Here is a 13275-nt window from a genome sequence, read left to right as displayed (position 1 = left end):
AATGAGAGAACGTTACACGCTATATGAAAAATTGACTTTGCAGAAACAGCGACCTCTTTAAAAAGACCACTAGCTATGCTGTCTTAGGTAATGTACGTGACTCTCAACAGAATATATTCCAGTTGAGACCTAGCTAATCTCAGACTAGAGAAAAGACTTGAAAGTGTGGGGGTCGGGAGGAGTTGTAGCTATTCTAACAATATCAATAACTTTCAAAGATGGAAATCGAAATAAATGTCTTCCTCGAGAAGAAAGAGCAATGCTGTTATCTATGTTTCGCTCATACATTTTTCTATTTGGAGCTTCAATTTGTAGCTTCTTACTAATAACTAGCTCAGGATTAGTGGTACTAACTCCTAAGTTGTTGGAAGCTGGATTTAAAGCCTGGAAAAATATAATATTCATGTAGAAAAACATATTTGCGAACACTTTGTTGAATTATTGCACAATTAGAATAATTTAACAATATGAAAAAGAATTTTTTTTAAATTCACTAATAAATTCAACACAGATGATGTTTTTTGTTCATGGATCTCATCAATTAAATAAAACTATGTCCGCTTTGAGCGTTCCAGAGTGTGTTATAAAAACCACCAGCCTCGATTAGCTGCTTATGGTTACCCACTTCGATAATTTTACCATTGTCCATAACTAGAACATTATCCATACATAAAATGGTCGATAATCTATGGGCTATCACGATAACCGTTCGGTTACTCATTGCAATGTGTAATGATTCTTGGATTAGCTTTTCGGTTAAAGAATCTAGTGAACTGGTGGCTTCATCTAAGATCAAAATAGGAGCGCACCTTTTAAAATAGCTCTTGCAATCGCAATTCTTTGACATTGTCCGCCGGATAATTTAATCCATCTTTCTCCAATAGGAGTGTCATATCCTTGCGGTAAGTTGACAATAAATTCATGCGCATGAGCTTTTTAGAAGCATTAATAACCTCTTCATAACTGGCACCAATTCTGCCATACAGTATGTTTTCATAAACAGTTCGATGAAACAAACTGGGGTGTTGAGGTATAAATGCTATGTTGTCGCATAAACTATGTTTGTTTATTATGCTAATATCCTGCTCGTCTATTAATATTTTTCCATTTTGGACATCATAAAGGCGCATGATGAGTTGAACCAAGGTACTTTTTCCAGCTCCGCTGTATCCAACTAAACCGACTTTCAAGCCTCCCGGTATATGAGTGCTTAAGTCTTTAATAATATTATCAGATTTATATCCAAAACGAACATGATCAATGATAATTTCACCATGAGTTATATTACGGGAAAATCAAGGGGCTCATCCCCATTTCCGGGGACATTTTATTTATTAACCATTACGTCACAGTCAATTAGATGTTATAATCTTTGATTGGTGTATTTTAATTATACCCTCTATTATCTTCTTATTGCCTATTTAGGGAAATTCATTTTTATCCTGCAATTTCTTTACATTACCTCATAGTCATTAGGAGCAATTAGCTATTTATAAGGATATCTATGAGCTACCAAACGTGCCATTATTGTTTAGAAACTAAAAATTATTTTTCCTTAAGAGGTAAATCTCGAGCTAAAAATGGAAAATTCCTTTGCTATCATCTCTGTTCCTCATGCACCCAAAAATTAATTGGCATTAACAGTTTCGCTGATAAAGAAGGTCGTAAATTTTTTATAAACACCGTAAAAGAAAACGCTCAAAAAATTCCCATATACGTTGATGAATAATTTCTTTACCGTTCAAGAATTGATACTTAGATAATCCACACATATAACAGAAGATCATGTAAAAACAAAAAGCATAACCGAATAAATTAAAAGAGCTGCACATTAATAAGAACTGGTTCGAAATTTCTTTTCAATCAGATACGTTTTGTTATTAGTAATTTGACCATTGTGATTACCAAATTTCCCCTCTTGTTGGGTTAGCATCCAAATAAAAAGAGAGTCTAAATTATTTCCAGAGGATTGTTTCATTTCAATATCATCAATATATTTTGCGGTATAAATAAACATTTTTCTCTCAATATGAAAGTGTATAAGTACACCATAAGTATGAGCTAAGAAGGTTATAATATGATTAAAAAAAGAAATAGCATAAATAGGGTAATTGAGAGGTTTAAATAATACATGCTAAAATAAAATTGACTTTTAACCTTAAAGAGTAGTATTCTTGCCTCAGCTAGAAAATGTCTATTTTATACTCTCCAAATCGTCGTTTTATTCATTTAATCCCTCGTTCGGTAGTTTTTAATTCTTGATCGGTTTCCGGCTAAATTCGCCTATACAGGCATTATAATAAATACTTAAGGATACTTATGTCTAAAACAGTAAATGGAGTCGTTAAATGGTTTAACGAATCTAAAGGATTTGGTTTTATTGAACAAGAAGCCGGGCCGGATGTATTTGCTCATTTTAAAGAAATTATAAGTTCTGGCTTCAAAACCCTCACAGAAGGTCAGCGAGTACAATTCATTGTGACGCAAGGGGCAAAAGGTCTTCAAGCACAAAATATAATAGCTCTTTAATTTAGTAGCTAATATTATTTTACCACTATATCTTACTGTAGTTATAGTGGTTACTTTTGAGGAAACAACAGTGAGACAAAATAAAATTTATGTAGGCAATTTACCCTTTGGAATTACTGAAGAGACATTACAAGCAGAATTTTCTAAATATGGTAAGGTAGATGAGCTTCTTTTAATCAAAGATCGCTTTACTGGCTACATCAAAGGTTTTGGTTTTATAACCTTTAGTTCCCAACAAGAAGCTCAATCCTCTTTAGATATGAATGGTAAACTTTTGGAAGGACGTCCATTAAAAGTAACTATGGCCCAAGAAAACTACTCCTCACGCGGGCGCTCTCGATAATTTATACTCTATACTCTATAGATTATCCTTAATCCTGACTAAAACCTGACTAAAATATGAAAATTAAATTTATCCAGCAAGCTGATAAAAAACAAATGTTGGGATTTGCTATAACAGGTATATTAAGCACATTAATTATGTTTGGCCTCTATGTTATGTTATATCAATTTATAAATTATCAATATGCGTACTTAATAGCGTATACAATTTCAGTAGTTGCTCTCTACTTTATGAACAAATCTGTTTTTAAAGGGATCATGTCATTAGAGACTATTTTAGAATTTCCCTTAATCTACTTATTGCAATATGTATTAGGTGCCCTTTCATTAGAATTTATAGTATGGCTAGGATTTTCAGTCACTTACGCACCTCTTATAATCGTCATTATTCTCTTGCCAGTTACTTTTATTTTAAATCGAATAGTATTTTCAAAACATAAGAGGTCCTTGTAGTTGTGCCTCGTTTTTAGATGCTAACTTTATTGCCAACTGTAAGGCTTCTATTTCATCTTTATTCCATGGCTAACGAATAAAATATTATGAAATCGTTGCATTACTTATTCCTCCTTGAAACGATTTATTTCAGAAGCAATGGTTCAGCGTCATGTTGAACCACTATAAACTATAAGAAATAAGGATTAAGCCTTATTTTCGATTGGAGAGTATATCTCCAATGAACTAATACAAAATACCAAAGTATTTAATTATTAAATTCCGCCAGTATTCTTATTTGGAGGCGAAGGAGCTTCTACGGGTATATTAGATTTTTGAGTTTTATTAGATAAAGAAGAGTAATGTGAATAGTAATAAACCAGAATAATGGCTAAAATGACAATGATGATAATTGAAACAATCCCTCTGTATTCATTTTCACGGTCTTTCCTTTTCATAATTGTCCTCAGAGCATCTCAATACTACTTAATTATAGTATTGATTTGAGATAAGGCCATGCTGAACTCACGTTGCACTCAAGACAGTTGTTATTACACTACAAAATACTTACTCAATAGGATTTAATAAATTCAAATATCATAGCGATGCTATAATGAATAAATGAATTAAGGAGTTAGGTTAATGGACATGGAAGTGTATCAAAAGCTTATGAAAATTCCTCTTCTACAACGTGCTATAGGCTTGACGTATCATCCAGAACAGAACTATTTAGTGAGAGCTAACTCTTTCTTCCTCTAATGGATAAGGAATTATCATGTTTTATAAAAAGATAATGTTAGCAATTGATGGTAGTGATACATCTATTTCTGCTACAGAAGAAGTCATCAAATTAATAAAAAATCAAGAGGTCCAATTGAAGGTTATCCATGTCGTTGATGGATCTTTAGTTTATTACGGTGGTCCGAGGTTTGATTATGCTTCATATTTTGCTCTATTAAAAAAGGAAGGACAAGATATTTTAAACAAGGCCACACAATTAATCGAAAATCAGGTACCTATTAAAGTTGAAACAACCCTTCTTGAATTAAGGCAATTGCAAGGTAGAGTTTCTGAAGTAATTGTAGAGGCTACGAAAGAATGGCCTGCAGATTTATTGGTTCTAGGTACTCATGGCAGAAAAGGATTTAGTCGTTTCTTTTTGGGTAGCGTGGCAGAGCATGTGATGCGCATTGCTACTACCCCTGTACTTCTTATCCGTGCTTCTAGCTAAGCAATGGATGTATAAGCAATTGACAGCTGGTTATTAATGTTGATGGTGGGTGTGGCATTCAGGCTAAGTAATGAACTCTTAACCTGTGGTTTTCAAAATTTCTAAACCCATAGGCACGACGCTGAATCAGCCTCATCTTTCGATGGAACTCTTTCGTAATGCCGTTGCTTTTAGTAAACCGCCACATTCTAACCACTTCCTTCACGCCATTGATATAACGTTTACCTAAAGTCTTTCGTGACTCAAAAGAGCTTTCTTTCAGAGGGGTATTAAACGCATACACTGCTTTGCAGTGCGATGTTTTCGCATGAGTAATCGATGTAATCGCTGTTTAAAGTAATAGAATAAGCTCCAAAAAAGTTTCTCGCTATGACTTTTGGTGAAAATTTAACCTGCTAACCCTATGAATATAGGTAATACTATGGAATAATTATTAGCCAATTTCAATAATATTAGTCTACTTATATGAAAATGAAAGCTATTTTTTTAATGATCTCTATTTTTTTTCCTGCCACTTTATTCGCTAGTACTGCAACTTGTCCTTTATCAAACGGAATTAATGTACACACCACAAAGCAAATTTTAAATATTTGTAAACACGGTACTGTAATTAAGAGTTTTAAAGTAGCTCTCGGATATAAAGGCGTTGGTAAAAAACATGCGGGTGATAATAAAACTCCAATTGGTTTATATGGATTAGCTCATCCAAGAAAATCCAATCAATTTAAAGTTTTTATTCCCATTCTCTATCCGACTAGAAAACAATTAGCTGCAGGATATACAGGCAGAGATGTAGGGATCCATGGACCATCTCAGTCATCGAGAGTGTTTAGTTGGTTAAACAACTTACCCTACTCAACGCGTGGATGCATTGCTGTTGGCAAAAATAACTATATCGAGTATGTGGCTAATTGGGTAAAAGCCAATCCTGGGACTAAGGTTTTAATTATTTAAATTTATACGAAATTTGATGTCGCATATTCTTTGTACAAAAAGCGATCTCATCAGGCGAGTAGGGTGCGTTCGCAAGGGTGTAAACAGTGTAGTAATTAGGCTGAATGTAGATCTTCATTACCTTGTACTTTAGGATTTAAAATTACCTAAAATTACAGCGATGGTGAATTGTATTGCTGCTCATTTTATACTTTAAATTCTGGTGTAAGCTCCTCATTAGTGTCGGTGCTTTTTAACTTTTGTAGCGTTTCTTTAGCAGATACGCTGGGTAAAACAGGCTCCTGTTCCTTGCGAAGTACACTCTTATTTGGAATATTTTTCATCACTTCTTTAAAATGACTATCATCAAAAATATGGCCTTCTTTTAATTTTTTCAAAGACTCTAATGTATCTTTTGCAGCAGAATGATTTTCTACTACTAATAAAAAATTATCTTTATCTAAAAGATCGTATTTTTCAAGCAAGGAAATAATCTTACTTAACTCTTCTAAAGAGGAAACGCAAGGCTTTAGTAAATTGAAATTGTCATTATCTAATAAATCAACTTCGTCTAATTTTGCAAAAATTTTCCCTAAATATTGAGCGCTATTATGATGTTCCAAAATAAATTGAGCTTTCTCTCTATCTAATATGCCTCGCTCTTTAAGTGGATCTAAAGCATCGTAAATCTCCTCAGCAAAGAGGGTATATTGCATTAATTGCTTAAAATTCTCTTCATCTAATATATTTTGTTCGCTCAATAATAAGATGACATCAGAAATGAAAGGACTATCTTTTGCATGATTGATTAACGATTGAAAAATAGAGTCATCAAGAATATTTATTGCCGCTAGTTCAGGAATTATCTTATTAAGTTCGGATATGTAAGGAGCATTTTCTATAATATTTTTATATACACCGTTATCGAGCACATTCAATTTATATTCTTTTGCCATAGCAAACAGAGTTAGGATTTCAGGTGCATATTTTTCATTATCTAGCAGCTTTTTAAATGTAAGACCATCTAAGGTAACATCAAAGTTTGTTTTTAAAGTAATTACCATAGTGAGGATCTCTTCCCTGAAATTTTTTCTCGATTTTTCAGCAAGTAAATAGGCATTTGCTAAAGCTTCAAAGCCATCGTTATCTAAATGAATATTAGCGCGAGAAAGTCGAATAACACTTCGAGATATATTCGCTAAAACGTTATCTTTATTTAGAACTTGATCCTGACTTATCTTGATGATGATTGCAAAATTTTTATGCTCTAATAGATGCGCGTTATCTAAGGCAATGATTGCTTCGCAAACACTTCTAGCCAGCCATTTATCTGCAGTAATTTGTCGAAATGAGTCATTATTGAGTAAAGCAGCTTCCTCTAACAAAAACAATGCCTTCCAAGTAATCACGCCCCCACTATCATCCAGCCCAACACATGAATAAACGGTAGACAGTATGTCTTCTGAGTGCCAATCCAAACTAGTGGAATTTAGTAACAAGCTCCCTATCCACTTATTTTGTTTTTGAGAATAAATTGTTCCTATTAAACTCTGTAACGTTCTTGTATTATCAAACTCAGCATTCTCAATCAGCTGGAAAAGTAGCTCGCTTTTAATATCCTCGATTTTTTCAGTATCTACAGCAATGAGAGTTTGACTTTTAGAGTCGTTATATTGTGTTCCTTCCTCCATTATTTCTGCATACTTCAAGGCAGGACCCTTACTAAATGCAGATGGAGTTCGTGGACTATTTCTGCCCGTAGCCACTTGTACTATACTTCCTTTACTTTGGGAAATAACCATTTGGCTAAATTTTTTAAGCATTGCCACGGCAACTTCATCATCTTTCTGCCGTGCATTTTCCCAGGAGTCAATGGTAAGATTTCCACTCATAGTAAGCCAAGCATATCCTTGACCAACGATTTCAAAGTTATCATAATCAATGGTGTTATCGTGCAATAATGGCGAGACCTCCTTTTTGGGGTCTTTCTTTTTGAGCATCACATAAAATCCATCATGCTCCGAACTAATTCCATCGAGTACGCAAGGTTCTCCTTTGCTCCCAATAGACTGGCAATCATTGGTAATATACCCAAGAATTAAAGAACGAGGATCCTTGATCGGTAATTTAACTAAATAATATCCGGATTGGTTTATCTCACGATCTGAACCATTAACAATAATGTCCGGTAAATTATCTTTTGTTTTCCATATTTTTTTTAAATCTAAGTCAAGACATCTATTGAATACAGTTTCTGGAACATTATATTGCTCACAGACTTTAGCAAGCTCAGGATCCTCACTGTAGCGTTTATAATCAGCTTGAGCCAATGCATCAAATGCTTCCGCGAGTGTCGCAGGAACTCTCTTTAATTTATCCTCTATATCTTGTGCCCTTTTAAAAAATTTTAATGCTTTAATGCCATGTTTTTGGATAAATTGAGTCCATTCTTCATAATGAATGCCATTTTTTTTACCTATTTGTAGATCCATAAGGGAAGGTAAGGATTTATTTGCTGCTTGACTTGCTTGTTTTGTGAGAAGAAATTTTTCTATACTTTCTAACATGGTTAAATCGGTTTGGTTCTTTAAGTTGCCAAAACATACTAAAGCTTTATAGGCACACTCATAAAGTTCTTCTGGTTTACTATTATCACAATTTATATAGGTTGATGCTAGTTGTAGCAATTTATAAATAGCAGAAAAGCGCTGGAATGCTTGCAAATCATTAGGAGCAAAATATCCGTATAAATCATTTTTTTCTTTAAATACTTCTCGCAGTTTGTCATCTGTAGGAATCACAGCGTTTTCCACAGAGCTGGGTGCTTGAAGTTCCTTAGGATCAAACAAAATTTTTGCTAAGCTCAAGGAATTAGGCGTATTGAGTTGTAGGAGCATCGTACGAAAGTGATGTGAAAGATTTTCATCTTTTAAAATAAATTCAAATTCTTTCTTAATCTCTTTTGATCTTTTTTCAATCCTTAACTGTACTAACTTTGTTTTTTCAGCATTTTCAGGAATATTACTTACGTCTATAATTCCCCTATCTGCAAAAACATATTGGAAAAGAGTAACAAGCTTCATATTGGCATTCTCAAGTGTTTCTCTAAATTATAGGCTAAATTAGACGCTTATTACGGCTCGGGATAATAGAACACGAGTATTTAACTTGGTGCCTATTGCTCCATTCCGGAGAGGCTGACACTCTTCTTGTGCTAAAATTAACAATCAAGACATTAACTAAAGATAAGAGTGCATCAAGGATAATATGTAGTATATATGCGCAATTCATTACCTATCACTATGGAGCTTATGCATGACCTCATCATCAATGGATATGAGTTTGGAGGAACAATATAAAATCTTAGAAGAATGGAATCAAACTGACTCTAAATATCCTTATGATAAAATCATACCCGAATTGTTTGAAGAACAAATTGCAAAGGTATTAGATAACATAGCGTTGATCTATAAATCGAAGACACTTACCTACAAAGCTCTTAATGATCAAGCCAATCAATTAGCACATCATTTAAGAGAAATAGGAATTAAACAAAATACCTTAGTCGCAATCTGCATGGAGCCTTGTTTTGAATTATTAATCGGTATCTTGGGAATTTTAAAATCAGGAGGTGCTTATATCCCATTAGATCCAAACAACCCTGTTCGACGTCAAAAAGATATATTATCAGATTCACGTGCAAAAATTCTAATTACTCACTCTCAACTGGCGAATCAATTTGAGGAAATGACAACATTTCAAATGATCTATTGGGACGCAATTGAATCAAAGTTGGCCACATACCCTACTACCAATCCGAAGCATATTAATAAAACGAACGATTTAGCTTATGTAATCTACACTTCCGGCTCGACTGGAAAACCTAAAGGCGTCATGATAACACATCGTAATGTAAATCATTTCGTGCATTGGTTTGGTAAAAGCATTTCAATTTCCTCGGAAGATACTTTTGATTTTTCATCTTCCATTTCATTCGATTTTTCAGTGACATGTACTTTGTTTCCCTTGTTAAAAGGAATAAAAATAGCCATTTGTGCTGAAACTGATAGAAGGGATCCCTATTTATATTTAAAGCATTTGCAGGATGCCCATGTTTCTATCATTAAAATCACACCAAGTCATTTCAGACAAATCAATGGCATTGTATTAAACGAGAAAAAGATGCTGGATTTAAAATACATCATCTTTGGTGGTGAGACTTTGTTAGCAAAAGATATCAAAGATTGGTTAAAAAAATTTCCAAAACATAAACTATTTTGTGAATATGGTCCTACGGAAGCCACTGTTGCATCATCATGGATTATCATTGATGAACATAATATTGATCACTATGAGCATCGAATTCCCATTGGAAAGCCTGCATTAAATACGAAGTTGTTTATATTGGATAAAAATATGCAACCAGTATCTGTGGGTGCTTTGGGGGAATTATATATAGGGGGAGATGGTATTGCTAAGGGATACTTAAATAAAAAAAAACTAACTGAGAAGAAATTTGTTAAAAATCCTTTTAACTCAGGTAGATTGTATAAAACAGGTGATTTATGTTGCTATTTAAAAGATGGAACTATTGAGTTTGTTGAAAGAAAAGATCATCAAATTAAAATTAGAGGATTCCGAGTTGAAATTGGTGAAATTGAAAAATGTTTGGCATCATATACGGGTATCCAAGATGTTGTTATTTTAGCAAGATCAGAGCGTGAAGAGTTTGAAGAAAAACAATTGGTTGCCTATTGCATTCCCAAAAAGTCCGCAAAATTAAATACAAATGATTTGCGTGATTATCTAAAAAATCAATTGCCTGATTATATGGTACCCGCATTTTTTGTAATTTTAGATGAGTTTCCATTGTCCGCAAGTGGTAAATTAGATATCCATAAATTACCTGAACCTGGAGCTAATGAATCGAACCAAATTATAAAACCACGAAATGAAATTGAAATCATGCTTAAAAAAATTTGGTTAGAAACATTAAATTTAAAGCATATAAGTATCGATGATAATTTTTTTGATTTAGGTGGCAATTCATTATCAGCAGCCCGATTGATTACAAAGATTCGAAAAATCACTCATAAAAATATTTTATTACAGGATTTGTATAATACAGGAACGATTGCTCATCTTGCTGGTGCCCTCAATAATGCAGCAGATATTTCCGATGATGAAAATGGAAATCACCGTCCGCCACCTTTAAAGGCAATGCCATTAAGTGAATTACAATTTTTATTCTGGTTAATGAGATTATTTTACCCCAAGTCGAACATATCCAATATCGTGACCAGAAAACGGATAGCTGGGAATTTGGATAAAAAGAAATTAGATAGTGTTTTTGAATTATTATGTAAAAATCATCCAATTCTATGCTATCGCATAGCAAGATATTCCCCTTTGCAATACCCACAGAAAAATATTCTTCAGCTTAAAGTCATTGAAAAGGACATTAGCGGCTTGAAATTAGAAGAACAAGAACACGAGTTACATGTATCGTTAGATGAATTAGAAAATCGAAGGTGGAAGAATAGATTGCCATTAATCCTATTTAAATTATTCCAACTCGGAAATAATTCTTGTGAAATACAAATTGCGTTATCTCATTTTATCAGCGATGAAATATCAGCGGAAATTGTGTTGCATGAGATGTCTCACACATATATTGAGCATAAGAAAGAATCTGAGACAGTCGGGAAACAAGAATTAGCTTTTTACGATTATATTCTACGTGAACAACGAGATTTTAGTAAAAACTTATCAAAAAATATCGACTTCTGGGATAATTATTTAAAAAATATTCCCTTACTGGTTTTTCCACGAAATCAAATTTTAAGTAGGATGAATTCATCGTGCACTACTTATTTTGAGATACCAAAAAATACCTTGCAAGGCTTACATCGTTTTTGCAAAAAAAACCGAGTCGGTATTGGAGATACCTTAACAGCAGCAACTGGTGCTATTTTGGCTCCCTATGTACATGGTAAAAATAAAATAGCAGTCATTAATTTTGTTAAATCAATTCGTGAAAGTGATACCTATGATAATGCGGTAGGACTTTTTGTTCGAAATGATGTGATTAAAATTGACTTAAATCAATCGACAACCTTGCTCAAATTGGCAAAGCAAGTACAGAATTCGCGAATTGAAAATTATTATTACCAATCATGCCCCGCTATAATAAAAATTGCTTTTCTTTTGCAAAAAGATTGGAAAAATAAAAAACTCAGTAATTTTTTTATAAAACTTTTCGCAAAAATATATACGCGTATTTTTTATAGATATAAATTAAATTATGAAATTTTATTGATGTTTGGTCGAGTTTTTTTGGCACGTAAAAAACATAGTTTTTTTGTTAATATCAATATCATGAATCATTTTATTTATGATAACTCGGAAACAAAATTTTTTGGGTTTAAGCAAAAGCCATTTAAGGCGTATCATGGTGATAAGTTAGTTGAAAAAAATGTATTAAATATTTGGTTTGAGCGCGATGAATATGGTAAATCATATCTCATAATATCAGGTAATTTAAGATCTGAATTTCGCAATGTTATTGGTTTCAATTTATTAGAATTAATTGACTCGTGCTCATTAGAGTGAGTTTAAATAGTTAAAGCAGTTAAAATATGTCGTGCTTCCAAACAGCTTTGCAATCCATTAGCTCCTATGTAATTTTACCGCGCATTGTTTGAAATAATCTATGTACTTAAATAACGTGCTCCAACATTCTAGACGAATATTCGGATCACTTGCATTAACGGTAAAAACTGTATCTAAGTCAGTAACTTTTTCATGAGTCACATAGTAACATTTATTATCTTTCAATGATGAAATAACCCGCACTAAATTAAAATTCTCAAAATGGAGCATACAATCATCTGGCACAGCAAAACCTGATGGTAATAGCCCTTGTTTCACAGCAAAAATGTAAGCATCCATGCGTTCTAGATATTCATTATTACTATAAACGCAAAGCGATTTTTTTTTCGAATTAGCATGCGGACAAAAGCTTTCTTTAAACCAACCTAAGCAAGGCAATGCTTTATATTGCCCAGGTGTAGCATCGCTTAATCCCGAATGAAAAGGATACATTCCACCAGCACTTACGCCTGCTAAAATGGGTAACCGTTTTTCGGATTTCAATTTATTCAGGACAAAAATAAATCCCGATTTTTCCCATATTTCCAACATTTTTTCTGTATTGCCGCCCCCAATAAAAAGTATATCTTGTTGAATAAGATGGGTTTCAAGTTGCTCCTTTGTTAACTGTGACTTTGTCAAGACTAACTCTGACGTAATGGCACTTTTTCCAAATTTTGCACGAACAAATCGAGTAAAGAAAGCACGCTCGATCAACTTATCGTTACCGGCTGTGCCGATATAACAAAAACGAATGCTCGACTTTTTAATTAAATCAAAAGAATACTCCATGAATCGATTAAGCGTACGATTTAATTTCATGAAATTACTATCATCAAAGCTCATTAACAACATATGACTCATTGGTTCGACCCACTATTAAAAAAGAAGGAATTAGTAAGAATACATCGTGCGTATATGTCTCATGATAATTATAGCATGTGACAATAACTTTATTTGTCACCCCCCTCTCACACATAATTAGCGTATTAATGCCATTGTAAAGAAATACATCATTGCTCGTAGCAGCTATACAAACGGCGCGTCGTTCATAATATATCGAACATTAGGGAGAAGAAGGATTCATAATGATGCACGCAACCCATCGTAGGTCGGTGAAGGTTCGGTATCTCATATTAGCACTGAACCTGATTATC

The 13275-nt window shown here is 33.4% G+C and carries 11 protein-coding genes and 2 pseudogenes; 6 read left to right on the top strand and 7 right to left on the bottom strand.

The annotated features are described in order from the left end of the window. Nucleotides 1-792 precede the first annotated feature (792 nt). The 3 genes and pseudogenes from A8O27_RS19470 to A8O27_RS00365 form a co-directional block, all read right to left on the bottom strand. Nucleotides 793-867: a hypothetical protein gene (locus A8O27_RS19470; protein WP_338067972.1), complete on the bottom strand. Its 75-nt coding sequence runs from the start codon at nt 865-867 to the stop codon at nt 793-795. Between the two features lie 140 nt (nt 868-1007). After that, nucleotides 1008-1190: pseudogene (locus A8O27_RS19465) on the bottom strand (ATP-binding cassette domain-containing protein); the annotation flags it as partial. Between the two features lie 641 nt (nt 1191-1831). After that, nucleotides 1832-2017: a hypothetical protein gene (locus A8O27_RS00365; protein WP_058459490.1), complete on the bottom strand. Its 186-nt coding sequence runs from the start codon at nt 2015-2017 to the stop codon at nt 1832-1834. Nucleotides 2018-2319: 302 nt separating this feature from the next. Between A8O27_RS00365 and A8O27_RS00360 the strand changes: the two genes are divergently transcribed. From A8O27_RS00360 to A8O27_RS19460, 3 genes are all read left to right on the top strand, one after another. Beyond that, complete coding sequence (locus tag A8O27_RS00360) at nt 2320-2529, top strand: cold-shock protein (protein WP_058459491.1); 210 nt, start codon at nt 2320-2322, stop codon at nt 2527-2529. Nucleotides 2530-2599: 70 nt separating this feature from the next. After that, entirely contained in the window at nt 2600-2872 is a 273-nt protein-coding gene (locus A8O27_RS00355; RefSeq protein ID WP_058459492.1) for an RNA recognition motif domain-containing protein, read from the top strand. 56 nt (nt 2873-2928) lie between these two features. After that, entirely contained in the window at nt 2929-3324 is a 396-nt protein-coding gene (locus tag A8O27_RS19460) for a GtrA family protein (protein ID WP_058459493.1), read from the top strand. Between the two features lie 254 nt (nt 3325-3578). On the opposite strand, the gene A8O27_RS00345 is transcribed toward A8O27_RS19460, so the two are convergent. Continuing rightward, nucleotides 3579-3761 (bottom strand): hypothetical protein, encoded by a 183-nt coding sequence (locus A8O27_RS00345; protein ID WP_058459494.1) that lies wholly within the window; start codon nt 3759-3761, stop codon nt 3579-3581. A 317-nt stretch (nt 3762-4078) separates the two neighbouring features. Between A8O27_RS00345 and A8O27_RS00340 the strand changes: the two genes are divergently transcribed. Continuing rightward, nucleotides 4079-4534, top strand: coding sequence for a universal stress protein (locus A8O27_RS00340; protein WP_058459495.1), 456 nt, complete (start codon nt 4079-4081; stop codon nt 4532-4534). Nucleotides 4535-4592: 58 nt separating this feature from the next. Here the strand turns inward: A8O27_RS00340 and A8O27_RS18325 are convergent. Next, nucleotides 4593-4876 (bottom strand): annotated as a pseudogene (locus tag A8O27_RS18325) (transposase); the annotation flags it as partial. 123 nt (nt 4877-4999) lie between these two features. Here A8O27_RS18325 and A8O27_RS00335 point away from each other — a divergent pair. After that, nucleotides 5000-5488, top strand: coding sequence for a L,D-transpeptidase family protein (locus tag A8O27_RS00335; RefSeq protein ID WP_058459496.1), 489 nt, complete (start codon nt 5000-5002; stop codon nt 5486-5488). A 185-nt stretch (nt 5489-5673) separates the two neighbouring features. Here the strand turns inward: A8O27_RS00335 and A8O27_RS00330 are convergent, their stop codons facing one another. After that, nucleotides 5674-8550 carry a hypothetical protein gene (locus tag A8O27_RS00330; protein WP_058459497.1) on the bottom strand — a complete coding sequence of 959 codons (2877 nt, stop codon included), beginning with the start codon at nt 8548-8550 and terminating at the stop codon, nt 5674-5676. Nucleotides 8551-8782: 232 nt separating this feature from the next. Between A8O27_RS00330 and A8O27_RS00325 the strand changes: the two genes are divergently transcribed. After that, nucleotides 8783-12079, top strand: a complete 3297-nt coding sequence (locus tag A8O27_RS00325) for a non-ribosomal peptide synthetase (RefSeq protein WP_058459498.1) — start codon at nt 8783-8785, stop codon at nt 12077-12079. Between the two features lie 57 nt (nt 12080-12136). On the opposite strand, the gene A8O27_RS00320 is transcribed toward A8O27_RS00325, so the two are convergent. After that, on the bottom strand, nt 12137-12982 hold the full coding sequence (locus A8O27_RS00320; protein ID WP_082642444.1) for a Type 1 glutamine amidotransferase-like domain-containing protein: 846 nt from the start codon (nt 12980-12982) through the stop codon (nt 12137-12139). Nucleotides 12983-13275: the final 293 nt, after the last annotated feature.

The organism is Legionella bozemanae (genome assembly GCF_001648595.1).
Classification (GTDB): domain Bacteria; phylum Pseudomonadota; class Gammaproteobacteria; order Legionellales; family Legionellaceae; genus Legionella; species Legionella bozemanae.
This window is presented reverse-complemented; position numbering and strand designations above follow the sequence as displayed.

What these genes read in the sequence shown, in the direction of transcription:
- A8O27_RS00365 (WP_058459490.1), bottom strand. Translation starts at nt 2,017, where the DNA reads ATGTTTATTTATACCGCAAAATATATTGATGATATTGAAATGAAACAA.
- A8O27_RS00360 (WP_058459491.1), top strand. Translation starts at nt 2,320, where the DNA reads ATGTCTAAAACAGTAAATGGAGTCGTTAAATGGTTTAACGAATCTAAA.
- A8O27_RS19460 (WP_058459493.1), top strand. Translation starts at nt 2,929, where the DNA reads ATGAAAATTAAATTTATCCAGCAAGCTGATAAAAAACAAATGTTGGGA.
- A8O27_RS00345 (WP_058459494.1), bottom strand. Translation starts at nt 3,761, where the DNA reads ATGAAAAGGAAAGACCGTGAAAATGAATACAGAGGGATTGTTTCAATT.
- A8O27_RS00340 (WP_058459495.1), top strand. Translation starts at nt 4,079, where the DNA reads ATGTTTTATAAAAAGATAATGTTAGCAATTGATGGTAGTGATACATCT.
- A8O27_RS00335 (WP_058459496.1), top strand. Translation starts at nt 5,000, where the DNA reads ATGAAAATGAAAGCTATTTTTTTAATGATCTCTATTTTTTTTCCTGCC.
- A8O27_RS00330 (WP_058459497.1), bottom strand. Translation starts at nt 8,550, where the DNA reads ATGAAGCTTGTTACTCTTTTCCAATATGTTTTTGCAGATAGGGGAATT.
- A8O27_RS00325 (WP_058459498.1), top strand. Translation starts at nt 8,783, where the DNA reads ATGACCTCATCATCAATGGATATGAGTTTGGAGGAACAATATAAAATC.
- A8O27_RS00320 (WP_082642444.1), bottom strand. Translation starts at nt 12,982, where the DNA reads ATGAGTCATATGTTGTTAATGAGCTTTGATGATAGTAATTTCATGAAA.